The sequence below is a fragment of the Mangrovimonas spongiae genome, from assembly GCF_003944795.1.
Taxonomy (GTDB): domain Bacteria; phylum Bacteroidota; class Bacteroidia; order Flavobacteriales; family Flavobacteriaceae; genus Mangrovimonas; species Mangrovimonas spongiae.
This window is the reverse complement of sequence record NZ_RWBG01000005.1, coordinates 130,799-155,112: the sequence shown is the minus strand read 5'-3', so window position 1 is coordinate 155,112 and position 24,314 is coordinate 130,799. Positions and strand designations below refer to the sequence as shown.

At 33.1% G+C, this 24,314-nt stretch carries 18 protein-coding genes; 8 read left to right on the top strand and 10 right to left on the bottom strand.

Annotated features, from left to right (window positions below):
- The first annotated feature begins 150 nt into the window (after positions 1 to 150).
- Together EJA19_RS11350 and bshA are read left to right on the top strand one after the other, a co-directional pair.
- Entirely contained in the window at positions 151 to 3,069 is a 2,919-nt protein-coding gene (locus EJA19_RS11350) for a glycoside hydrolase family 3 N-terminal domain-containing protein (protein WP_125468491.1), read from the top strand.
- A gap of 10 nt (positions 3,070 to 3,079) precedes the next feature.
- On the top strand, positions 3,080 to 4,219 hold the full coding sequence (bshA, locus tag EJA19_RS11345) for an N-acetyl-alpha-D-glucosaminyl L-malate synthase BshA (RefSeq protein WP_125468490.1): 1,140 nt from the start codon (positions 3,080 to 3,082) through the stop codon (positions 4,217 to 4,219).
- Between the two features lie 63 nt (positions 4,220 to 4,282).
- Here bshA and EJA19_RS11340 read toward each other — a convergent pair whose 3' ends face one another.
- Entirely contained in the window at positions 4,283 to 4,798 is a 516-nt protein-coding gene (locus EJA19_RS11340) for a hypothetical protein (RefSeq protein WP_125468489.1), read from the bottom strand.
- Between the two features lie 132 nt (positions 4,799 to 4,930).
- On the opposite strand from EJA19_RS11340, the gene EJA19_RS11335 reads away from it, so the two are divergent.
- On the top strand, positions 4,931 to 7,843 hold the full coding sequence (locus EJA19_RS11335; protein ID WP_125468488.1) for an FAD-binding and (Fe-S)-binding domain-containing protein: 2,913 nt from the start codon (positions 4,931 to 4,933) through the stop codon (positions 7,841 to 7,843).
- Here the strand turns inward: EJA19_RS11335 and EJA19_RS11330 are convergent.
- The gene (locus EJA19_RS11330; protein WP_125468487.1) at positions 7,835 to 8,683 is read right to left on the bottom strand and encodes a UDP-2,3-diacylglucosamine diphosphatase; all 849 of its coding nucleotides are present in this window, start codon (positions 8,681 to 8,683) and stop codon (positions 7,835 to 7,837) included. The genes EJA19_RS11335 and EJA19_RS11330 overlap by 9 nt on opposite strands.
- 185 nt (positions 8,684 to 8,868) lie before the next feature.
- Here EJA19_RS11330 and aroC point away from each other — a divergent pair, with 185 nt between their 5' ends.
- Complete coding sequence (gene aroC, locus EJA19_RS11325; RefSeq protein WP_125468486.1) at positions 8,869 to 9,933, top strand: chorismate synthase; 1,065 nt, start codon at positions 8,869 to 8,871, stop codon at positions 9,931 to 9,933.
- Positions 9,934 to 10,006: 73 nt separating this feature from the next.
- Positions 10,007 to 11,311 carry a dicarboxylate/amino acid:cation symporter gene (locus EJA19_RS11320; RefSeq protein ID WP_125468485.1) on the top strand — a complete coding sequence of 435 codons (1,305 nt, stop codon included), beginning with the start codon at positions 10,007 to 10,009 and terminating at the stop codon, positions 11,309 to 11,311.
- A 461-nt stretch (positions 11,312 to 11,772) separates the two neighbouring features.
- Here the strand turns inward: EJA19_RS11320 and EJA19_RS11315 are convergent, their stop codons facing one another.
- Positions 11,773 to 12,189, bottom strand: a complete 417-nt coding sequence (locus tag EJA19_RS11315; protein ID WP_125468484.1) for a thiol-disulfide oxidoreductase DCC family protein — start codon at positions 12,187 to 12,189, stop codon at positions 11,773 to 11,775.
- Between the two features lies 1 nt (position 12,190).
- Complete coding sequence (locus EJA19_RS11310) at positions 12,191 to 14,365, bottom strand: endonuclease MutS2 (protein ID WP_125468483.1); 2,175 nt, start codon at positions 14,363 to 14,365, stop codon at positions 12,191 to 12,193.
- 109 nt (positions 14,366 to 14,474) lie between these two features.
- Here EJA19_RS11310 and EJA19_RS11305 point away from each other — a divergent pair, with 109 nt between their 5' ends.
- Positions 14,475 to 15,422: an alpha/beta fold hydrolase gene (locus EJA19_RS11305; protein WP_125468482.1), complete on the top strand. Its 948-nt coding sequence runs from the start codon at positions 14,475 to 14,477 to the stop codon at positions 15,420 to 15,422.
- A gap of 331 nt (positions 15,423 to 15,753) precedes the next feature.
- On the opposite strand, the gene EJA19_RS11300 is transcribed toward EJA19_RS11305, so the two are convergent.
- Positions 15,754 to 17,247 (bottom strand): YfcC family protein, encoded by a 1,494-nt coding sequence (locus tag EJA19_RS11300; RefSeq protein WP_125468481.1) that lies wholly within the window; start codon positions 17,245 to 17,247, stop codon positions 15,754 to 15,756.
- A gap of 70 nt (positions 17,248 to 17,317) precedes the next feature.
- Between EJA19_RS11300 and ung the strand changes: the two genes are divergently transcribed.
- Entirely contained in the window at positions 17,318 to 17,983 is a 666-nt protein-coding gene (gene ung / locus EJA19_RS11295) for a uracil-DNA glycosylase (protein WP_125468480.1), read from the top strand.
- Between the two features lie 239 nt (positions 17,984 to 18,222).
- Here ung and EJA19_RS11290 read toward each other — a convergent pair whose 3' ends face one another.
- From EJA19_RS11290 to EJA19_RS11270, 5 genes are read right to left on the bottom strand one after another with little or no spacing between them, the layout of a single operon-like run.
- The gene (locus EJA19_RS11290; RefSeq protein WP_125468479.1) at positions 18,223 to 19,077 is read right to left on the bottom strand and encodes a substrate-binding domain-containing protein; all 855 of its coding nucleotides are present in this window, start codon (positions 19,075 to 19,077) and stop codon (positions 18,223 to 18,225) included.
- Positions 19,078 to 19,080: 3 nt separating this feature from the next.
- The gene (locus EJA19_RS11285; RefSeq protein WP_125468478.1) at positions 19,081 to 19,950 is read right to left on the bottom strand and encodes a nucleoside phosphorylase; all 870 of its coding nucleotides are present in this window, start codon (positions 19,948 to 19,950) and stop codon (positions 19,081 to 19,083) included.
- Positions 19,940 to 20,875 carry a DUF1835 domain-containing protein gene (locus EJA19_RS11280; protein ID WP_240640281.1) on the bottom strand — a complete coding sequence of 312 codons (936 nt, stop codon included), beginning with the start codon at positions 20,873 to 20,875 and terminating at the stop codon, positions 19,940 to 19,942. The genes EJA19_RS11285 and EJA19_RS11280 overlap by 11 nt, the downstream gene beginning before the upstream one ends.
- Positions 20,876 to 20,877: 2 nt before the next feature.
- A complete protein-coding gene (locus tag EJA19_RS11275; RefSeq protein WP_125468476.1) occupies positions 20,878 to 21,210 on the bottom strand; it encodes a translation initiation factor in 333 nt (110 codons plus the stop codon).
- Positions 21,211 to 21,216: 6 nt separating this feature from the next.
- A complete protein-coding gene (locus EJA19_RS11270; protein WP_125468475.1) occupies positions 21,217 to 22,167 on the bottom strand; it encodes an isopenicillin N synthase family dioxygenase in 951 nt (316 codons plus the stop codon).
- A 159-nt stretch (positions 22,168 to 22,326) separates the two neighbouring features.
- On the opposite strand from EJA19_RS11270, the gene EJA19_RS11265 reads away from it, so the two are divergent.
- A complete protein-coding gene (locus EJA19_RS11265; RefSeq protein ID WP_125468474.1) occupies positions 22,327 to 24,306 on the top strand; it encodes an alpha-ketoacid dehydrogenase subunit alpha/beta in 1,980 nt (659 codons plus the stop codon).
- Positions 24,307 to 24,314 lie beyond the last annotated feature (8 nt).

Here is a 24,314-nt window from a genome sequence, read left to right as displayed (position 1 = left end):
AAAATAACAAAAGACATTTATAAAATAGATATATGGTAGTTGATTAATTCTTAATAAAACTATCTTAAAGTCCTACCAAATTGTTTCTTAAAGTATTATTTTGGCACAGTTTTTAGTTTATTTTAATTGAATTAAAACCCAAATATCTTTATGCGTTTAAAAACCTGTTTACTACTCTCAATATTATCATTTACATTTTGTTTTTCACAACAAAAGAACCCATTAGCTTCAACCAATCCAGAGGCACAAAACAAATGGGTGGATAGTTTGTATAATAATATGACTTTAAAAGAGAAAATAGGACAACTATTCATGGTTCAAGTATTTTCTGATAAAGGACTTAGGCATGAGAATATTATTTTACAACAAATTAAAAACAACGCTATAGGTGGTGTTATTTTTTCAACAGGCGACCCTATTCGTCAAGCGAAGTTAAATAACAGACTTCAATCGGCATCTAAAATTCCTTTATTGGTTGGTATGGATGCTGAATGGGGACTAAGCATGCGATTAGATTCTACCTACGCTTTTCCTTGGAATATGACTTTAGGTGCAGTAAAAGATCCTAAACTAATTGAAGAAACCGGAAAGTACATAGGCCAACACTGCAACCGTTTAGGGGTACATTTTAATTTTGCTCCTGTAGTAGATATTAACACTAACCCTAAAAATCCTATTATAGGAAACCGTTCTTTTGGTGAAAATAAAGACAATGTTACCGAAAAAGCATTAGCCTTTATGAAAGGTATGCAAAGCGCTGGAGTTTTGGCTAACGCGAAGCATTTCCCTGGACACGGCGATACCGAGAGCGACTCGCATAAAACATTACCATCTGTTAATTTTACCAAACAGCGTATAGATTCGGTTGAATTATACCCTTACAGAGCCTTGATTAAAGAAGGACTTTCTAGTGTTATGGTAGCGCATTTAAATGTTCCTGCTTTAGATTCTAGAGACAATTATCCGTCATCTATTTCTAAGCCTATCGTTACAGGGATTTTAAAAGACTCTTTAGGTTTTGAAGGCCTAATATTTACTGATGCTTTAAATATGAAAGGTGCTGCAAATTATAGCGAACCTGGCGATATAGATCTGGCTGCTTTCTTAGCAGGAAATGATGTATTATTAATTTCTGAAAATGTTCCAAAAGCTATTGATAAAATTGCTGAAGCCTATAAAAATGGTGATATTACCGAAGAACGCTTAGCATATTCGGTTAAAAAAATACTAAAAGCAAAATACAAAGTAGGATTAAACCGCTATAAACCTATTTCTTTAGATAATTTGGTTTCCGATTTAAACCGAATTGAAGACCAAGTTCTCTCCGAAAAGCTTTTTGAAAACGCGATTACGGTTTTAAAAAACAAAAACGATATTTTACCTATTCGTAAACTTGAAGATAAGCATATTGCTTATGTCAGTTTTGGTGACGATGATGGGTCGGTATTTTTTAAAGAACTCCAAAAATATGCTAAAGTTCATAAAATTTCTGCCGATAATTTAGATGTTTTATTACAAAAGCTATCAGGATACAATACTGTCATAGCTGGATTTCATCGTTCTAACGCCAATCCTTGGAAGAGTAGCTCATTTAAAAATAAAGAATTAGTTTGGTTATACGAATTGGCACGAACAAAGAATGTCATCCTCGATATTTTTGTAAAACCATACGCTTTACTAGACTTATCAACCGTAGAGAATTTTGAAAGTGTTGTTGTTAGCTATCAAAATAGCGAAATAGCCCAACAAAAATCTGCCCAATTATTATTTGGAGCCATACCAGCTAAAGGAACATTACCTGTTACTGTAGGTAATGGTTTTAATGCTGGAGACGGTATTATGTATAATAATATTTTAAATCTAAGTTATGGTGCTCCAGAACGCGTAGGAATGAGTTCGGAAAAACTTAAAAAGCTCGATTCGGTTGCCAATTATGCCATTAAAGAAGAAATGACACCAGGTATTCAATTGCTTGTAGCAAGAAAAGGTAAAGTCATTTATAATAAAAATTTTGGAAAACACACGTATAGTAAAAATTCCCGAAGCGTTACTTTTAATGATGTTTACGATGTAGCTTCGTTAACCAAAATTTTAGCCACGTTACCATTGCTTATGGAAATGGAAGAGAATGGGATTATTTCTTTAGACACAAAACTATCTAAGATTTTACCTGAATATGCCAATTCAAATAAAAAAAATGTCACTATAAAAGAAATGCTATCGCATTACGCACGACTAAAACCATGGATACCATTTTATTACGCCACTTTAGACTCTGTAACTAATAAACCAAGTGCAGCATATTATCGTAATGAAGCGTCAGGGAAATTTAGCGTTAAAGTAGCTAAAGAACTCTATATGAGAAAGGATTATATGGATTCTATTCAAAAAACAATTAAAGATAGTGATCTACTAGATAGACTTAAGTATAGGTATAGCGATTTGCCTTATTATATCTTAAAAAAGTATATAGAAAAGCACTACAATAAAAGTTTAAGTGAGCTAGCAGATAGTCATTTTTACAAGTCTTTAGGAGCTAATTATACAACCTATAACCCAAATACTAAGTTTAGTGGAGATAAAATAGTTCCTACCGAAGTTGATGATTATTATCGTTATCAAGAAGTACATGGCTATGTACACGATATGGGTGCTGCTATGCAAGGCGGAATAGGTGGTCACGCTGGTATTTTTAGTAATGCTAACGATGTGGCTAAAATCATGCAGATGTATTTACAAAAAGGATATTATGGTGGTAAACGCTATTTAAAACCTGAAACACTAGAAAAATTCAACACCTGTTATTTTTGTAGTGAAGATAATAGGCGAGGCGTAGGGTTTGATAAACCTCAATTAGGCGATGTAGGACCAACTTGTGGGTGTATTTCTATGACAAGCTTTGGACACTCTGGGTTTACAGGAACATATGCTTGGGCCGATCCAGACGAAGAAATAGTATATGTCTTTTTGGCTAATAGAACCTACCCAAAAGCAGGTAGAAATAGACTATTACGCGAAAATATAAGAACTGAAATTCAACGCTTAATTTACGAAGCAATAATAGATTAAAAACGAATACATGAAAATAGGAATTGTTTGCTATCCAACCTTTGGCGGAAGTGGTGTTGTTGCTACCGAATTAGGGATAGAATTATCAAAAAGAGGTCACGAAGTTCACTTTATAACGTATAAACAACCTGTTCGGCTAGAGCTATTAAGTAACAATGTACACTTTCATGAAGTGAATGTTCCTAAATACCCACTTTTTCATTATCAACCTTATGAATTAGCGCTTTCAAGTAAATTAGTAGACATGGTTAAGCTTCATGGTATTGAAGTCTTGCATGTTCATTATGCTATTCCACATGCGTATGCTGCTTATATGGCGAAGAAAATGCTTCAAGAAGAAGGCATTCATGTACCTATTGTTACCACACTTCATGGTACCGATATTACCCTTGTGGGAAGTCACCCGTTTTACAAAACCGCCGTCACATTTAGCATTAATAAATCTGATGCCGTTACAGCAGTTTCCGAAAGTTTAAAGAAAGACACCTTACGACTTTTTGATATTAAAAATGATATTCATGTAGTCACCAATTTTATCGACATAGGAAAACAAAAAGAAGCGTTCACAGATTGCCAACGCGCTATGATGGCGCAAGACAACGAACTCATTATCACACACATAAGCAACCTTAGAAAAGTAAAACGTATCCCAGATGTTATAAAAGTATTTTATAAAATACAACAACAACTTCCTGCTAAATTAATGCTAGTTGGAGAAGGACCTGAAAAGAAAGCAGCCGAGACACTTTGTGAAGAGTTAGGTATAAGCAATCAAGTGGTGTTTTTAGGTAATAGTAACGAAATTGATCGTATTTTATGCTTTTCTGATTTGTTTATTTTACCCTCAGAAACCGAAAGTTTTGGACTTGCAGCATTAGAAGCCATGGCAGCAGGTGTTCCGGTTATTTCAAGCAACTCTGGGGGCATACCAGAAGTTAACAAACATGGTGTTTCTGGTTATTTAAGTCCTGTAGGCGATGTTGATGATATGGCTAAAAATGCCTTATCCATACTTAAAGAGAAAACGACTTTAAAACAATTTAAACAGCAAGCAAAAGCACAAGCTGCTTTGTTTGATATTCATGAGATTGTTCCTCAATACGAAACAATATATAAAGAGGCTTTATCTAAATATGTGGTTTCAGAATAAACTTTACATCATAAAAAAAAGCGCTTCTCTAAGCGCTTTTTTTTGTAAAATAACTTGACTTGATTAAAATTGATAACGTACACCTAAACCTATATCAAAATCTAGATCATCATTATCGTATAAATCATCTCCAAAACCTAGTTCAGGTCTAACATCTAAAGAAAGAAGCAAAGGGAAGTCAAATGTATATTCAATACCAACATCTCCCGATAAAATAACAAAAGAATCACTATGTTCTTCTTTTACACTCCCATAAACAGGATGATTATACCTGTATTCGTTTTTGTAAGCTCCAAATCCGGCACCAGCACCAGCATACCAATTAAAACCACCATCAATATTCCAAATCCATTGGTATAACCCAATAAGTTTTACACCATCATAATGTTTACCATCACGCCAACCAAAATCAAATTCTAGTCGGTTATTATCCATAATGGCACGTTGGTATGATATTTCGGCTCCAAAACCATCGCTATCACCCAATCGAAGCCCAATAGCGTTTTTAGAAATATCTTGTGCGTAGGTTAATGCTGTAAATGTCAGCAAACTAGCAAGCGTTAAAAATACTTTCTTCATAATTTTTTGTTTCGTTTATTTATATATACGTTTTTTCTATTAAATCAGATTACAATAAAAATCTAATACCAATATAAAATAACGTTAAAAACATAAATTTATTAAATATCTTTAACCAGTTAACATTTCATTATGATTAAAATTGGCATAGAAGACTTAAATCAATTAAATAAACAACTTCAAGGTACGCTTTTGTTTGATGATTTAATAAAAGCTATTTATGCTACCGATGCTTCTGTTTACAGAATACTTCCTACAGCTGTTGCTTATCCTAAGAATAGCGAAGATATTATTCGGTTAATTCAATTTGCTAATCAACATAGTATAAGTTTAATTCCTAGAACTGCAGGAACTTCACTTGCTGGACAATGTGTTGGCAATGGTATTATTGTAGATGCTTCAAAACATTTTAATCAGATTCTTAATTTAGATACCCAAAATAAAACAGTTACTGTACAACCTGGTGTAGTAAGAGATGAATTAAATAATTATTTAAAGCCATTTGGTTTGTTTTTTGGACCAAATACGTCAACTAGTAATCGTTGTATGATTGGCGGTATGGTTGGTAATAATTCATCTGGGACAACATCTATCCAATATGGGGTCACTAGAGATACTGTTTTAAAACTAAAAACCATTTTAAGTGATGGAAGTGACGTTGCCTTTAAAGCTTTATCAAAAAAAGAGTTCGATGTAAAACTACAATTAGATACGCTCGAGGGAAAGATTTACAGAAAAATCTATAATCAACTAAAAAGCTCCCTTGTTCAAGAACAAATCAAAAACAACTTTCCTAAACCAGAAATTCATAGAAGAAATACAGGTTATGCTATCGATGAGCTTATAAAAAGTGAAGTTTTTACGACTAGCTCTATTCCCTTTAATATGTGTAAACTGCTATCTGGCAGCGAAGGAACGTTAGCGTTTACTACTGAAATTACTTTGCAGTTACAAAATCTTCCACCTAATAAAAATGCTATGATAGCTTGTCATTTTAATTCTGTAGAGGATTGCTTAAATACTGTAGAAACTGTCATGACACATAATTTACACACTTGTGAAATGATGGATAAAACAATTCTAGATTTAACCAAACACAATAAAACACAACAAAAAAACAGGCAATTTGTACAAGGCGATCCTAAAGCTATATTAATGTGTGAGTTAAAATCTGACACAGATGTGGATTTAAACAAACAAATTGACGGTTTATTACATAGCCTTACAAAAGAAAAGTCTTATGCCAATGTAGTTTTGAAAGATGGAGACATCGTTAAAGCGATGGAGCTAAGAAAAGCTGGACTTGGACTTTTGGGGAACATGATAGGTGATAAAAAATCTGTTGCTTGTATTGAGGATACAGCTGTTGCTTTACCAGATTTAGCAAGCTACATTAAAGCGTTTACACAAATTATGACTAACTATCAGCAAAAAGCAGTTTACTATGCTCATGCTGGAGCTGGAGAGTTGCATTTACGTCCTATTTTAAATTTAAAAGATAGTCATGATGTTTCTCTATTTAGGAAAATAACTACAGATGTAGCCAAGCTAGTCAAAAAACATCAAGGCTCTATGAGTGGCGAACATGGCGATGGTATTGTCCGTGCAGAGTTTATCCCAATGATGATAGGCGAGGAGAACTATACCATAATTAAAGAAGTAAAATCTGTTTTCGACCCTAATGCTATTTTTAATCGCGGAAAAATTGTCGATGCTCTTCCAATGGATGAAAATTTACGATATATACCAGACAGGGAAGAACCAAAAATTGAAACAGCTATAGATTTTTCAGCTTCTAAAGGTATTTTACGAGAAGCCGAAAAGTGTAATGGCTCTGGGGATTGCAGAAAATTACCAGAATTTGGCGGAAGCATGTGTCCAAGCTATCGTGCTACAAAAAATGAAAAAGATACGACTAGAGCAAGAGCCAATGCTTTACGAGAGTTTCTAACACATTCCAATAAAAAGAATAAATTTAATCATCACGAATTAAAAGAGGTTTTCGATTTATGTTTAAGTTGTAAAGCTTGTGCAAGCGAATGTCCTAGTAGTGTTGATGTTGCGTCATTAAAAGCTGAATTTCAATACCAATATCAAAAAGCAAATGGAGCGTCTTTACGTGACAAGTTATTTGCCTACAATAATAAATTTAATAAAATAGCTAGCTACACTCCCAAGTTAACCAACGCCATATTTTCTAATAAAATAACGTCTGGTTTTGTTAAAAAACTTATGGGTATTTCTCCCCAAAGAACGCTGCCTTTAATATCAACTAAAAGATTACCTAACAAAACTAAACACTCTATAAATCAAGAGTTTAAAAAACATGTTTATTTATTTGTTGATGAATTTACTAATCATTTAGACACCCAAATAGGTCTTGATACTTTAGAGCTATTATCTAAGCTTAATTATAAAGTAACTATGGTTAAACATGAGGAATCTGGACGTAGTTTTATCTCCAAAGGATTCTTGGATCAAGCTAAAAAAATAGCCAATAAAAATGTGTCTATTTTTAAAAACCTTATCACCGAGAAAACCCCTTTAATAGGCATTGAACCCTCAGCTATCTATACCTTTAAAGATGACTATCCTAAATTAGCCAACGATAAAAACAATGCGACAAAAATTGCAAAGCACACCTATTTAATCGAGGAATTTTTAAATCGGGAAATTCAACAAGGCCATATTGTTTCTAGTCAATTTTCAGAAGATAATAAAACAATAAAAATACATGCGCATTGTTATCAAAAAGCTTTAGGTAGTTCTAGCGATACGTTTCATATTTTAAATCTTCCTAAAAACTATAACGTAACCGTAATACCTAGTGGTTGTTGTGGTATGGCAGGAAGTTTTGGTTACGAAAAAGAGCATTACGCTATAAGTATGCAAATAGGCAATCAAACACTATTTCCAAACATAAAAAATACCAATCATGATGTTATTATTTCGGCAAATGGAACGAGCTGCAGACATCAAATTTTGGATGGTACGGCAAGACAAGCGCTGCACCCAGTAACCATTTTAAATCAAGCGTTAATCTGATTTCTTCTTTTTACGATCAACCACAGTAATAGCGGCAATTAAATCAGTTATTTCCATGTCTTTCAAATCTTCATCTGCAAAAAATGGTGATAATTTATCGTTGTTATAATTGTAAATTTTCCAACGTTTAAATTGATACTCTAAAGCCGTGAAGTTTTCAACCCAATCACCAGAATTTAAGTACATGGTTTGCCCAAACTTATTCTCTTTAATAAGCATTTTGGGTTGATGGATGTGGCCGCAAATTACATAATCATAACCATTCTCTATAGCCAAGTCAGAGGCCACTTCTTCAAAATCGTTAATATACTTTACAGCACGTTTCACACTGTTTTTAATCTTTTTGGAAAGTGAGTACTTTTCTTTACCCATACGCTCTAAAACCCAATTAACAAAGCGATTTAAAAGAATAAGCATATCATAACCATAACCACCTAATTTAGCTAACCATTTGGCATTTTGTATAGAGACATCAAAAACATCACCATGAAAAATCCAGGCACGTTTACCATCTAAATCAAGTACTTTTTTATTAACTATCGATATATTTCCAATAGTCGTATCAGCAAAACGCCTTAACATTTCATCGTGGTTACCTGTAATGTAAATAACTTCAACACCATCCGATGCAAAGTCCATAATCTTTTTTATAACCTTTAAATGCGATTTAGGAAAATAACGCTTTTTAAATTGCCAAATATCTATAATATCACCATTAAGTATGAGTGTTTTTGGCTCGATACTATTTAAATAGGTAAGGAGTTGTTTAGCATGGCAACCATAGGTACCTAAATGCACATCGGATATAATAGCTATTTCTACTTTACGTTTTAATTTCAAGAGCTAAAAGGTTTGTACAAAGAACAGCTTAATTATTCACTTTTACTTTAAGCCTTAATTAATTAACTGTGAGTAATTTGTTAAAAGAATGTAACCAGAATATTAAGACATATTCTAAGGAAAAGTAATGTCGATTTTTGTTTCTTTAAGAATAGGGTTACATTAGCATAAAAATATAGCAGTTAATGGCAGGAAACTCTTTTGGAAAATTATTTAAGCTCACCACTTTTGGCGAATCGCATGGCCCAGCAATTGGTGGCGTGATAGATGGCTGTCCAGCGGGTTTAAAACTCGATTTTAAAGCCATTCAACACGAATTAGATAGAAGAAAACCAGGACAATCCAATATTGTTACGCAACGTAAAGAACCTGACACTGTCGAGTTTTTATCAGGTATTTTTGAAGGCAAAACCACAGGAACCTCCATTGGATTCATTATTAAAAATACCAACCAAAAATCTAAAGATTATTCACATATAAAAGAAACCTACAGGCCAAGTCATGCCGATTATACTTACGATAAAAAATATGGTCATCGCGATTATCGTGGTGGCGGACGTAGTTCGGCAAGAGAAACAGCTTGTAGAGTAGTGGCGGGAGCCATTGCCAAGCAATTTTTAAGCACCATTTCAATACATGCATACACCTCTTCTGTAGGCGATATTTATTTAGAAAAACCCTACCAAGATTTAGATTTTACCCAAACAGAAAGTAACGATGTACGCTGTCCAGACAGTGATGTAGCAGCTAAAATGATCGATAAAATTAAGTCTATAAGAAAAGAAGGCGATACCATAGGCGGAACGGTTACTTGTGTTTTAAAACAGGTTCCAGTTGGGCTTGGAGAACCTGTTTTCGATAAACTTCATGCCGAATTAGGAAAAGCCATGTTATCCATAAATGCTGTAAAAGGGTTTGAGTATGGTAGCGGATTTTGTGGTACTAAAATGAAAGGAAGCGAACACAACGATCTCTTTAATAAAAACGGCAGTACAAAAACAAATCTATCTGGCGGCATCCAAGGCGGAATAAGTAATGGTATGGATATTTATTTCCGCGTAGCATTTAAGCCAGTAGCAACAATAATGCAAGAGCAAGAGACCTTAAATACTGATGGAAATATTGTAAAAATGCAAGGAAAAGGCAGACACGACCCTTGCGTTGTTCCCAGAGCCATACCTATTGTAGAAGCCATGGCCGCCTTAGTTCTTGCAGATTACTATTTACAAAATAAAACATATAATATGTAGCAAATACCTGCTTTCGGCTTTATCTTTTATAATATAAAAGGATATCGCCTCTATCAGGGCTAAAAAAAACACAATGAAGAAACTCGCATTACATTGGCAAATTATTATCGGAATGGTTTTAGGTGTTGTTTTCGCACTTATTATGGCAAATTTTGAGTGGGGAAGCAAATTTGTGACCAATTGGGTAAAACCTTTCGGAACCATTTTTATAAACCTATTAAAACTTATTGCTGTTCCTTTAATTTTAGCGTCGTTAATAAAAGGTGTGTCCGACCTTAAAGATATTTCCAAACTATCTAAAATGGGGGGACGTACAATAATCACCTATATTTTTACAACCATTATAGCAGTTTCTATAGGATTAACTGTGGTAAACATTGTAAAACCTGGAAAGTCTATCTCTCAAGAAACTAGAACCGAGCTAGTAGAAAGCTATAAAGGCGATGCAGATTCTAAAATATCTGCCGCCGAAAATCAAAAAAATGCTGGGCCATTAAAAGCGCTAGAAGATTTAGTACCTAGTAATATTTTTAACGCTGCAAGCGATAATGGTAATATGCTTCAAGTTATTTTCTTTGCTATTTTCTTTGGTATCGGATTAATTTTAATCCCTGAAGAACAGGCAAAACCTGTAAAACAGTTTTTCGATGGTTTTAACGAAGTCATTTTAAAACTTATAGATCTCATTATGCTAACGGCACCTTATGGTGTATTTGCGCTTTTAGCGGCCTTAGTTGTAGAATCGCCAAGTGCCGATTTATTTAAAGCGCTAGGTTGGTATGCCTTATGCGTTGTTTTAGGTTTAGCCTTAATGATTTGTGTATACATTTTAATTGTTTGGATTTTTACCAAGAAAAAGCCATCATTCTTTATAAACGGTATTTCACCCGCTCAGCTTTTAGCATTTTCAACAAGCAGTAGTGCTGCAACGCTTCCTGTAACTATGGAACGCGTTGAAGAACATTTAGGCGTTGAAGAAGAAGTCGCTAGTTTTGTTTTACCTATTGGCGCCACCATTAATATGGATGGTACTAGTTTATATCAAGCCGTAGCTGCCGTATTTATTGCTCAAGCTTTTGGTATGGATTTAAGCTTTGGTGTCCAATTAGGAATTATTGCTACAGCAACTTTGGCATCAATTGGTAGTGCTGCAGTTCCAGGAGCTGGTATGGTTATGCTTGTTATTGTTTTAGCTCAAGCTGGAATTCCAGAAGCTGGTTTAGCCTTAATTTTTGCCGTTGATAGACCGTTGGATATGTGTAGAACAACCGTTAATGTTACTGGAGACGCTGCTGTTTCTATGTTAGTCGCAAAATCGGTAGATAAATTGAGTGACCCTGAAACCAAAAACTGGGATGATAATTATCCAAAAAATTAAAAGTCTTAAAGTTAAATTTTTATCTAACAGTTTTTACTGAAACCTTCAACACGGGTAGACATACGTGAAGAAAGAAATGGTTATTCCCAACTAACAGAAGTTAGGCCCAAATGACTATTTACTTTAAGACTTTATATAGTATAAAGATAATAGTTGGTTTAAGTAATTAAAACCAAGTTTGAGTAACAGGAGTAATTCGTTGAGTAAAAATAGCTTTTCGTTAAGTTAACGCTTATAAAAAGTGTATTTCATAGAAGATATTTACATAAAAAACTAATAAAACAATTAAAATTTGCGCTTCATCGAATAATTAAATGGTTTTAAATCAATTATTTATAGATTTGATAAGGAAGTTAGAGTTTTATGCCATAAATTTTAAACTCTAAATTTCATTTTAGTTTAATTTTTTGGTTAGTTGTTAAGTTTTTAAAAAAGTTCCTTTTCAAAAAAAGGAACTTTTTTCATATAAACTTATCTTTTAAATCTGAGGTTGGCATCATACATTCGTCACGCTTACCATACCATTTATACCTGTTTTTAGCAACAAAGTCGTAAATCTGGTTTCTTATAAATGCCGGTATAATTAAAAATACAGCCATTAAATTTCTAGGAAACCCTAATTGTAACGCAATTTTTAAAGCTGCTGTGGATTTATATGCTATTTTTTTAGATGGCGAGTAGAGTAGTATAGAATCTATTTTAGACGTATTTATATTAAAATCTTTAATAATCTGTTGGCCAACCTCGCTTTGCAACGCTGTAAACATAAAGCGGTTATTTTTATCGTGTTTTATAACATATTGCACAGAACTGTTGCAGAGGTTACAAACACCGTCAAATAGAATAAGTTGCTTATGTTTTGGTAAATTATACGCCACTTTATTTTTGTTTTACAGCTTCAACCAGTTCCAGTTTATCTAAAGACACATTAGTGGTAAACAAACCGTAGTTTACTATAGCTTTTCCTTTTTCAATTTTGTCTATACTACCAACAGCGCGACCATCTTCAAGTCGAACACGATCGCCAACTTTTAATTTTGGTTTGGGCTTTGGCGGTTGTATAGCGGCTTTTTTCTTTTCGGCTTTCTTTTTCTTTCTTATAACCTCCACTTTTTTTTCGGCTTCTTGTTTTACTTTTTGTTCTTTAGCTTTTTCAACTCGTTTTTGCTTTTTTGATTTTTGTTTGCGTTTAGAGTTTTCTATTTGAACAAGTTTAAACAATTCGTTCATTAAATCACGCTTACGCTTATTTTCAAAATAGGTTTCGGCTAGATCATTCACTTTTTGCCCTAAATAAATAAGACGTTGGTTGCTATCGTAAAGTTCTTGATAATCTTCAAGTTTCTTTTGAATTCTAGCATTCACTTCTTCTAATTTATCGGCTTCACTTTGCTTTTTTCGTTCGTTTTGTTTTAAGGAGCGTTCCGTTTTTTCTAGTTTGCTACGCTCTTTTTGGAGCTTTGCTATTGTACGATCAAAACGTACTTTACCTCGTTCAATCTTTTTCTTTGCTTTATTTATTAAGCTATATGGAATACCATTTTTTTGAGCGACTTCGAAAGTAAATGAGCTTCCAGCTTGTCCTAAAACTAATTTAAACATGGGTTGAAGTGATCGCTCATCGAAAAGCATATTAGCATTTTGCATGTAAGGTAACTCGTTGGCTAATATTTTTAAGTTAGAGTAGTGGGTTGTTATAATACCAAATGCTTCACGCTCGTAAAAAACCTCTAAAAACGTTTCTGCCAAAGCACCACCAAGCTCAGGATCACTTCCTGTACCAAATTCATCTATTAAGAAAAGTGTATTTTTATTACATTTTCTTAGAAAATAATTCATTTGCTTTAAACGATAACTATAGGTGCTTAAATGGTTTTCTATAGATTGATTATCGCCAATATCACTTAAAACCCTATCAAACAAACATAACCTACTTCTCTCATGAACAGGGATAAGCATACCACTTTGTAACATAACTTGTAATAAACCTACTGTTTTTAAGGTAATACTTTTTCCTCCAGCATTTGGACCAGAAATAACAATAATACGATTGTCTTGTTTTAGTTCTATAGTTTGTGGAAATGTTTTTTCGCCTTTTTTCTGATTGTTTAAATATAATATTGGATGGTAGGCATCGCGTAAAAACAAATCGCGTTCGGTTGTAATTTCTGGTAAAACAGCGTTTAATGATTGAGCATATTTAGCCTTAGCCGAAATGACATCTATTTTAATTAAAAAGTCTTGATACTGTTGTAATAGTGATGTAAACGGGCGAATAAATTGTGTTAATTCTTTTAAAATACGCGTAATTTCTTCTTTCTCTTCGTATTCTAAATTGTTTAACTCTCTAGTAAATTGTAGTGTTGTTTGTGGTTCTATAAAAACAATACTGCCTGTTTTACTTCCTCCTAGAATAGCTCCTTTTACTTTTCGCCTATACATAGACTTAACAGCAAGTACACGCTTGTTTTCGATGACAGATTCTCTAATGTCATCTAAATACTCTAATCCTGCATAATAATTTAAAGCTGTTGTAAAGCTTTGATTTATGGTACCTTTTAGCTTATTTATTTTCTGACGTAGCTCTAAAAGTAATGGGGAAGCGTCATTTTTTATATCGCCAAAGCGATCTATAATTGTATTTATTTCTTTAATAAGCAGTTTAGTGACTTCAATTTTTGAAGCAAAAGCATTTAAATTTGAATAATACTCTTCAAACTTTTTAAGAAATAGTATAATATTATTACAGGTTTCTGATACCGAAGCTATTTTTTGAAAACTATGTATTTCTAAAAATGTGTTATCAATTTTTAGTAATTTAATTTCTCTTGTTAATGGCTCGAAATGATGATTTGGTATACGATTATCGTTATCAAAAGATGCTAAATACTCGTTGGTTAAAGCTAAAGAAAACAAAACCTCCTCTTGTGTTTTATAGGGTAAGCTTTGTAAGATAGCTTCATTCCCTAAAGCAGTAAGTGCATATTCACCAACTTGTTCTAAAACTGCAGGAAACTCTAAGTCTTGTAATGTTTTCTTATGAATATTAATCATTTTTAATGGCTACTTTAAAAGAAAATTACAAAAGTACAGATAATTTACTTTTGTTAAAGTATATTTACTATAAACCCAGATTTTTAACTTCATATAATCTGTTACATTAATGAGAAAAATAATCATCCCCTTAGTGTTTTTTTTGCTGTTTAACTGTAATACTATTCCTGACGAATTTTACAAAGAACCTAATTATATAACCAATGCCAAAGGAAAAACCAAAGCGTATTATAACTCTTATGACAAATCCTTAGCTTTATGGGAGGTTGATTATGAAGAAGTTTACATTCCTACAACTTATGGAATAGCTCATGTTATTATTTCAGGGTCTAGTTTTAACGAGCCTTTGGTTTTGCTTCATGGTATGGAAGCTAGTTCAACAATGTGGTATCCCAATGCCAAAGCGCTTTCAAAAAACTATCAACTTTTTGCCATTGATCTTTTATTTGAACCTGGAAAGTCTAAAAAACAAAAAGAGTTGGATAATATAGATCTGTTATTTCAATGGTATGAAGAAGTGTTGCAACAGTTAAACTTGAAAAAGTTTCACTTAGCAGGTGCTTCTCGTGGCGGGTGGATAGCAACTAATTTAGCTATACGAAATCCAAGTACAATAAAGAGCTTAACATTATTAAGTCCAGCACAAACGTTTATTTGGATACCGCCTAGCCAAGATATATTGACAAATATTATTAATGCATTTTCATCTGATAGAGCAAAAATGCGTCGTGCATTAAAAACCATGACCGTTAATATTGATAATATTAATGAAGTCTATTTAAACCAGTATTTCTTAGGTAAAGCATTAGAGATAGATAACCAATTTGTATCTGCAATGCAGCCTTTTTCAAAAGAGGAATTAAATAAGTTATCTATGCCTGTTCTTATATTGGTTGGAGATCAAGACATTATAAACAACGAAAAGAGTATTAGCTATGCTTTAGAGAATATCCCCAATGCTGAAGGAGAAATAATATCGCCATCAGGACATTTTGTCTCTATAGACAAGAAAGAGGTTGTTAATAATAAGATGAAAGCATTTTTAAATAAAAATTAACTCCTCACTGAAAAACTTCTGTTAGTGTAGCTCTTTTTTCATCTTTTAAAATTAAAGGTGGAGTTTTATTAACTTTTTTATTAGTCTTTGTTTTATTAGAACTAAAGAATAACAATAGAAAATTAATAATTACCAATAATACTAAAACAATAGTAATTGTTGTAATCATATAGGATAGATTTAAAGCTTACTTATAAACAAATCTAAACTATTTAATTAAAACAAAAAAACTGCGACTGTTGTTTTGACGTATTTAAAATATTGAAGACTAATATTTTACATTAAATAAAAACTAGCGTAATGTTTTATTAAATAATCAATCTTACTATAATTAAAAAACCATAATTGTTAGCCATATCATGGTTATTACTGTTAAAATAATAACTAAAGGATAGACAAACTTTAACCATTTATTAAAGCCTATTTTTACCATAGCTAATGATGCTAGAATTAACCCTGTTGGATTTAAGAAAGAAAAAATCCCCATGCCATATTGATAACAATTAACAATAACTTCTCTACCAAAACCAAATGTATCGGCAAGTGGAGACATAATAGGCATAGTTAATACAGCCATGCCTGAAGAACTTGGTATAAAAAATGACAAACCACTGTACGCTAATAAAAGAATGTTTGCAAAAACACCTTTATGCAATCCGCTAGTGGCTTGGGTAATATTATACAAAATGGTGTCACTTATCATACCATCTTCCATAATAACCGAAACACCTCTTGCTATACCAATAATTAAGGCTACACCAAGTAAATCACTAGCACCACTTACAAAGGTTTCAACAAAATGAGCTTCCTTTATTTTTCCTATAACACCAATTAAAATAGCGCCTACTAAAAATACCGTTGTCATTTCAATAAACCACCAATCTAATTGAGATACGCCAATAATCATAACAATAAAACATAAAGCAAACACCAGTAAAATTAATCGTAATCTGGGTGTTAAGGCTCGAGTTGTTTCTGTATTTGTACCAAATAAAGATTCTATCATAGCTTTTTCCTCAAAAACAAGAGATTTTTCTGGATGTGCCTTTACTTTACTAGCATATCGTAATATATATATTATGCATACTGTGGTACATAATACCAACATAAAAATTCGTCCGTACAAACCTGTTGTCCAGTTTATACCTGCTGCATCTGATGCTATAATGGTACTAAACGGATTGACTGTAGAACACATTGTGCCAACCGAAGTTCCTATATAAATAGCGGCTAATGGCACCATACCATCATATTTTGCAGCTAAAAAAATAGGAATTAAAATAGGGTAGAAGGCTATTGTTTCTTCAGCTAGCCCAAAAGTAGTTCCTCCTAAAGCAATTAAACTAGTTACTAAAATAATTAGCCAATATTCATGGCCTTTAAGTTTCTTAGCTAACCAAGAAATACCTGCTTCAAAAGCACCAGTAGTATTCATAATACCAATAAGTCCACCAATAATTAAAACTAGGAAAATAATATCTGCCGCTTCAATAATACCTTTTATAGGAGATTTTAAAAAGGCTGCTAAACCTTGAGGTGCTGCTTCTAACTCACGATATGTACCTGGTACAGAAATAGGTTTCCAAATATCGCCATTAGTAAATTTTTCTAACGGTATTTTTATGTTAAGCTTTTCTAGAGTTTTGCTCGTGGCCGGAAGGTTTTTTGCATCAGCATTTGATTGCTGTATAACAAAAGATTGGCTATTCTTACTGTATTGTAATGTATCGTACTTTCCAGCGGGAATTAGCCAAGTTAGCAAAGCTGCAAAAGCTGCAATTATTAATAAAATGGTTTGTGCTGTGGGAAACTTTATTTTTTTCACTAGTAAATATTCTTAAAAAATTAAAGATAATACTATTTTAGTATTCCTATTTTAAAAACACATAAAATACATGGATGTTAAAATAAATGACAGCTGGAAACCCTATTTACAAGCTGAATTTGAAAAACCGTATTTTAAAAATCTTGTTTGCTTTATTAAAAGTGATTATCAAAACCACACCTGTTATCCACCAGGAAGTTTAATATTTTCTGCTTTTAATCATTGTAGTTTTAATGATATTAAAGTTGTTATTATTGGTCAAGACCCTTATCATGGAGCAAATCAAGCAAATGGATTGTGTTTTTCGGTTACAGATGGTGTTCCACATCCACCGTCGCTTATAAATATTTTTAAGGAGATTGAAAAAGACATTCAAGTACCTTATCCTAAAAGCGGTAATCTTGAACGTTGGGCAGATCAAGGTGTTCTTTTATTAAATGCTACGCTAACTGTAAGAGCAGGGCAGGCTGGAAGTCATCAAAATAAAGGTTGGGAAACGTTTACAGATGCTGTAATAAAAACCATTAGTGATAATAAAGAGCATGTTGTCTTTTTACTGTGGGGAGGCTATGCTAAAAAAAAGAGTCGTTTAATTGATGGTAACAAACACCATATTTTAACATCTGGACATCCATCACCACTTAGTGCTAATAGAGGGTATTGGTTTGGTAATAAACACTTTAGTAAAACTAACTCCCTGTTGGAGCAAGATGGGTTTCAGCCAATTTCTTGGTAGAGGATACCGTTTTTGATTTTGTTAAGAAATTAGGAGCAGCTTCAATATTTTTATCATGCTTTGTTGTTTTATTACAACTAAAAATAAGCAGTAAAAAATTGATAATCACAAGAGCAATTACTATGTATATGATTGTTATTAGCATGAAAAATAAACAAGTTTTTACTTATTCAAATATGAATATAACAATTTTGCCTTAAAAAATGAAGTTTTAATATGAATATTTCAAAATTCTGCTGCTATAACTTTTTCACCAATTTATTATATGGGAATTGATTAGTAATAATGCCTAGGTTTTCTAACTGGTTTTGTACTGTTATAACGGTTTCTTCGTCAATAATGCTTTGAGACCATTCGGTTAAGGATAACCACTCTTGCACATCTTCTAATTTTTGATTGTACCTATTGGCTATAGTGTTATCGATGCTTGGAATATCTTTAAAGTCTTCGGTAATTATATTTACAATATCTAAGATTGTCTGTAATTCGTCAGGATGTTTTTCAATAAATTCATTTCTTGCGGCAATAACAAAACATGGCCAAGGCGTAGGGCAGTTTCCTATACGTCTAAATATACCTTCATCTACAATAGGCTTGGTTGTAAATTTTTCCCACATAAAGTAATCGGCAGCACCAGATGATAACCCTTTAATGGCGCCATCAAGGTTTTTAATGACTTCAAAATGTAAATCATCATCTAAATTCCAGTTATTATTCTTAGCATTAATATAAGCCATAAGGTGAGAACCAGAGCCATAACGACTAATAGCGGCTTTTTTGCCTCTTAAATCACTTATAGTTTGATAGCTTGAACTTTCGGCCACATGAATTCCCCAGATTAATGGCGACTGCACAAAAGTTTGCACTATACTACTTGGGTTACCTTCAACAATATCTTTTATAATACCTTCGGTAAGAATAACGGCTAAATCAATATCGCCATTTCTTAACGATTTACACATATCGCCAGTGCCACCATAATAATCTTTCCATCTTAGGTTTATACCTGCTTTTTTAAATGTGCCACTTTTTAGTGCTAAATACCAGGCTAAATTAAAGTGCTCTGGAACACCACCAACGTTTACTGTTTTCATAAATTATTGTGTAAGTTTTTCTAGAGCGTATTGTATTAATTTTTCTGTAATAATTTTGGGAGATTTACTAAATGTACCTTTTGGTCTATTAGCTATAATAGCATTTGCAGATAAAGCTTTATGGCCTAGTAATGCCGATAACCCATAAATTCCTGCTGTTTCCATTTCTAGGTTTGTAATTTTTATGCCTTCATATTCAAAACTAGCAAGTTTATCGTTTAACAAATCGTCTTGCAATGGAAGGCGTAAAACACGTCCTTGTGGTCCATAAAAGCCTACATTTGTAGCGGTACAACCTGTAAATGTTTGGTTTGAAGATAATTTTTCTAATAACTCATTATCGCCTTTTACAACATAAGGATGCGATTTTTTTTGAAACCAATTAGTATGCGTCATTAAAGCATTAGATACGTTTTGATGTTGTACTTTTTCGCTATCGTAAAAATGAAGCAAACTATCAAAACCTATGGCGTATTCACTAAGTAAGAAACTATCAACAGGAATATCTTCTTGTAACGATCCAGAGGTTCCAATTCTAATAATATCTAACGATGTATGGTTAGGTTTTACTTCTCTGCGTTCTAAATCGATGTTAACTAAAGCATCTAATTCATTTAAAACGATGTCTATATTGTCTGTACCAATTCCTGTAGAGACCACACTTAAACGCTTTCCATTTAAAGTTCCTGTTTGTGTATGGAATTCTCGTTTTCTTACCTTAAAATCGATATGATCAAAGTATTTTGTCACCTTGTCAACCCTATCAGGGTCGCCAACCGTAATAATAGTTTTTGCAATATGCTCTGGTTTTAAATTTAGATGGTAAACGCTACCATCTGGATTTAAAATTAATTCGGAATCTTTAATTGGCATTAATAGGTGTTTTTATAAGTTTATTTTCAGTTTTACTAAACTGATATTCTAATCGGTTTATACCGCCATAATAAATATTATTGTTAAGTTCTAAAGCAAAATTATGTTGGCCTAACAGGGCTTCATGGCCTTTTCGGTTTAGAGCTATACTATCTTTGGTTTCTTTAAAGAAAATAGATAGGTTATCTATAAGACGCTCTATTTGTAAATCGCCATAACCATAATACCCTTGATAATTTAATACATAACCCAACAAATGATGTCTAGATTTAATATTATGATCTTTAATAAGTTGTAAGATATTATTTTCTAATACATTTAAACCATTAATCGAACTAGGAAAACGCTCTAAATGGGCTTTTAAACAACTATTTAAATACTCGAAAGAAGACTTTTTAACAATAAAAGGTTTAAATAAATTATGGTCTTTACCACAGTAAATTCCCCAAAGTGTTTCTGCTAATTCTAAATCGGTTTGATTTAAGCTGATTTTGTTATCAAAATGATTTAACAACTGACTTTGTGTAAGTTCGCCCAAGCCTTTTAAACTGTCTTCGCCTTCAATTCTGCCACTACAAACCAAGTAAATAGGTAAATTAACATGTTTTTGCCTTAGTAAACTAATGGCGGCCATTAAGTTAATATGGCAAAACAAGTCGTATTCAAACCATAAAATTACGTCGGTATATTGATTGGCATGGTTTAATTTATCTATATCTTTTTGAAATTTATCATCTTCAAATTCTAAACCATAAACTTCATTAAAAAATATTTTTCGTTTGTTTATATGAGCTTCAGAGTCTAATTGTTCTATAGCTTGGCCTTCACACAACATCTCATTCCAAGTTAAAATATCACCCGGAATAGAGAGCTCTAGCAAGCGCTCTGTCATGATATCACCATTTGTTATGTGTAGCGTTTGCATAGTTATCCTCCAACGCGTTTAACAGAAAACCCTTTATCTTTTAATATGGTCATAATTTGATCACGATAATCACCTTGTATGATAATGGTGTCGTTTTTAAACGATCCACCAACGCCTAATGTTGTTTTAAGCTCTTTAGCTAATTGTTTAAAATCACTATCTGCACCAGTATACCCCTCTAAAATAGTTATAGGTTTTCCTTTGCGTTTTTCGTATTTACAAATAATAGGGTCGTCTTGTAGCCATAAATCATCGTCTTTAGTCTCGCTTGTTTCCTCTGTAGATTCAGACACATGATCTGGAAATAAATTTTTTAATTGATCTTGTAAATCCATAAAAAATTACTTTTTAATAAGTCCTAATTCTACCAAGCGCTCATGCAAAAATTGGCCTGCAGTAATATCGTCGTATTGTTTTGAATGTTCATTATCAACACAGCTATCTAAAACATCTAATTTCATTTCAGAAATAGGATGCATAAAAAACGGAATAGAGTAACGCGATGTTCCCCAAAGTTCTTTTGGTGGGTTTACCACACGATGTATGGTAGATTTTAGCTTGTTATTGGTGTGTCGTGATAGCATATCGCCCACATTAATCATAAGTTCATCGGGTTCGGCAATTGCGTCTATCCATTCACCTTTATGATTTTGTACTTGCAAACCACGTCCTTGAGCGCCCATTAATAACGTAATTAAATTAATATCGCCATGTGCAGCAGCTCTTACAGCATCTTTAGGTTCTTGGGTAATTGGTGGGTAATGTATTGGACGTAATATCGAATTTCCGTTATGAATATAGGCATCGAAATACGTTTCCTCTAAACCTAAATGTAATGCTAATGCTCTTAAAACATACTTAGCCGTTTTTTCAAGCATTTGGTAAGTTTCTTTTCCAACTTTATTAAACTCCGGAAGTTCTTTTACTTCTACATTATCTGGATATTCTTCAGCTAATTTAGGGTTGTCATCAACATACTGCCCAAAATGCCAAAACTCTTTTAAATCGCCTTCTTTTTTTCCTTTTGCACTTTCTTTTCCAAAGGAAACATATCCGCGTTGTCCGCCAATTCCAGGCACTTCATATTTTTGTTTGACTTCAAGCGGTAAATCAAAAAAGTTCTTAATTTCAGTATAAAGCTTGTCTACTAAAGTTTCGTCTAAAAAGTGTCCTTTTAAAGCGACAAAGCCTATATCTTCATATGCCTTTCCTATGTTATCAACAAACTTTTGTTTTCGTTTAGGATCTTCAGAAAGAAAATCTGATAAATCTACGCTTGGTATACTATTCATGGTATTATTGTTTTATATCGTGTGTCTTACAAATGTACGAAAACATTGCAAAGTTTCCACTTCATATAACGGCTAAGATTTTTCATTTTTTCTACATAACATTTAGCTATATTTGAGAAATTTTTAAAATTTGAACCTAAAAGGTGAATATTACACAGTATGATTACATATAAAAACACAAACCTTTCTAAAGATACTTTAACACAATTATATAAAAGCATGCTTAAACCTAGGCTAATAGAGGAGAAAATGCTTATTCTATTACGTCAAGGAAAAATCTCAAAATGGTTTTCTGGAATTGGGCAAGAAGCCATTGCTGTTGGGGTTACCAAAGCCATGAAAAATGAAGAATATATACTTCCTATGCACCGTAACCTTGGGGTGTTTACCACTAGACAAGTGCCTTTAAAACGCTTGTTTTGTCAGTGGCAAGGAAAAGCTAGTGGATTTACCAATGGTCGTGATCGGTCCTTTCATTTTGGGACTCAAGAGTACAATATCGTAGGAATGATTTCACATTTAGGGCCACAATTAGGTGTTGCCGATGGTATTGCATTAGCAAAAAAACTAAAAAATCAACAACAAGTAACTGCTGTATTTTCGGGTGAAGGTGGCACAAGTGAAGGCGATTTTCACGAAGCGTTAAATGTGGCTTCGGTATGGCAATTACCAGTTATGTTTTGCATTGAAAATAATGGTTATGGTCTTTCTACACCAACAAACGAGCAATATAATTGCGACCATTTGGCCGATAGAGGTAAAGGATATGGTATGGAATCTCATATTATAGATGGCAATAACATTCTAGAGGTTTACGAAACCATTTCAGAAATTACTAATAGCATACGAACTAATCCAAGGCCTGTCCTTATTGAGTTTAAAACATTTAGAATGCGTGGTCATGAAGAGGCAAGTGGTACTAAATATGTTCCTAACGAACTCCTCGAGACTTGGGGTAAAAAAGATCCTGTTGAAAATTTTAAACACTATCTTTTAGATAACAACATACTTACTGAAGCTCAAAACGACGCTTTTAAAGCCGACATAAAAAATGAAATTGATGTTGCTTTAGAAGAAGCTTATTCCGAACCAGCAATTGAGCCTAATTTAGAAAAAGAACTTGTTGATGTTTATGCTTCTTTTGAATATAAAAATATTGCTCCTAACAATGAAACTGAGGAATTACGACTAATCGATGCTATATCTCAAGGTTTACGACAATCTATGGAAAAGCATGACGATTTAGTGATTATGGGACAAGATATTGCCGAATATGGTGGTGTTTTTAAAATAACCGAAGGTTTTGTTGAACAATTTGGTAAAGACCGTGTTCGTAATACACCTATCTGTGAATCGTCTATTATAGAAGTTGGCATGGGGCTATCTATTGCGGGAATAAAAAGTATTGTGGAAATGCAGTTTTCTGATTTTGTGACGTCTGGATTTAATCCTATTGTAAACTATTTAGCCAAAGTGCATTACCGTTGGAACCAACAAGCCGATGTTGTTGTACGCATGCCTTGTGGTGCTGGCGTAGCTGCTGGACCATTCCACTCGCAAACTAACGAAGCATGGTTTACAAAAACTCCTGGATTAAAAGTTGCGTACCCTGCGTTTCCTTACGATGCCAAAGGGCTTTTAGCTACAGCTATTAACGACCCTAACCCTGTAATGTTTTTCGAGCACAAAGCACTATACCGCAGTATTCGTCAAGAGGTACCAACAGACTATTACACCATTCCCTTTGGAGAAGCAGCTTTGTTAAAAGAAGGGGAGGATGTTACTATTATTTCTTATGGCGCTGGTGTACATTGGGCTTTAGAAACACTAGAAAGTAATACTAAAATTAGTGCAGATCTTATCGATTTAAGAACCCTTCAACCTTTAGATACAGAAGCTATTTTTAATTCGGTAAAGAAAACCGGAAAAGCTATTATCTTACAAGAAGATTCTTTATTTGGAGGAATAGCATCAGATATTTCTGCATTAATAATGGAACATTGCTTTCAGTATTTAGATGCTCCCGTAAAACGTGTGGCGAGTTTGGAAACTCCAATTCCGTTTATTAATCAATTAGAAGATCAATATTTACCAAAAAATAAGTTTCAGCAAGCGTTAATAGATTTATTAGAATATTAAATTATGCT

Excerpts from the sequence above, each read along its gene's own strand:
- EJA19_RS11350 (WP_125468491.1), top strand. The coding sequence starts at position 151 with ATGCGTTTAAAAACCTGTTTACTACTCTCAATATTATCATTTACATTT.
- EJA19_RS11275 (WP_125468476.1), bottom strand. The coding sequence starts at position 21,210 with ATGGATTTACAAGATCAATTAAAAAATTTATTTCCAGATCATGTGTCT.
- EJA19_RS11290 (WP_125468479.1), bottom strand. The coding sequence starts at position 19,077 with ATGAAAACAGTAAACGTTGGTGGTGTTCCAGAGCACTTTAATTTAGCC.
- EJA19_RS11280 (WP_240640281.1), bottom strand. The coding sequence starts at position 20,875 with ATGCAAACGCTACACATAACAAATGGTGATATCATGACAGAGCGCTTG.
- EJA19_RS11320 (WP_125468485.1), top strand. The coding sequence starts at position 10,007 with ATGAAGAAACTCGCATTACATTGGCAAATTATTATCGGAATGGTTTTA.
- bshA (WP_125468490.1), top strand. The coding sequence starts at position 3,080 with ATGAAAATAGGAATTGTTTGCTATCCAACCTTTGGCGGAAGTGGTGTT.
- ung (WP_125468480.1), top strand. The coding sequence starts at position 17,318 with ATGGATGTTAAAATAAATGACAGCTGGAAACCCTATTTACAAGCTGAA.
- EJA19_RS11265 (WP_125468474.1), top strand. The coding sequence starts at position 22,327 with ATGATTACATATAAAAACACAAACCTTTCTAAAGATACTTTAACACAA.
- aroC (WP_125468486.1), top strand. The coding sequence starts at position 8,869 with ATGGCAGGAAACTCTTTTGGAAAATTATTTAAGCTCACCACTTTTGGC.
- EJA19_RS11310 (WP_125468483.1), bottom strand. The coding sequence starts at position 14,365 with ATGATTAATATTCATAAGAAAACATTACAAGACTTAGAGTTTCCTGCA.
- EJA19_RS11340 (WP_125468489.1), bottom strand. The coding sequence starts at position 4,798 with ATGAAGAAAGTATTTTTAACGCTTGCTAGTTTGCTGACATTTACAGCA.
- EJA19_RS11270 (WP_125468475.1), bottom strand. The coding sequence starts at position 22,167 with ATGAATAGTATACCAAGCGTAGATTTATCAGATTTTCTTTCTGAAGAT.
- EJA19_RS11285 (WP_125468478.1), bottom strand. The coding sequence starts at position 19,950 with ATGCCAATTAAAGATTCCGAATTAATTTTAAATCCAGATGGTAGCGTT.
- EJA19_RS11335 (WP_125468488.1), top strand. The coding sequence starts at position 4,931 with ATGATTAAAATTGGCATAGAAGACTTAAATCAATTAAATAAACAACTT.
- EJA19_RS11305 (WP_125468482.1), top strand. The coding sequence starts at position 14,475 with ATGAGAAAAATAATCATCCCCTTAGTGTTTTTTTTGCTGTTTAACTGT.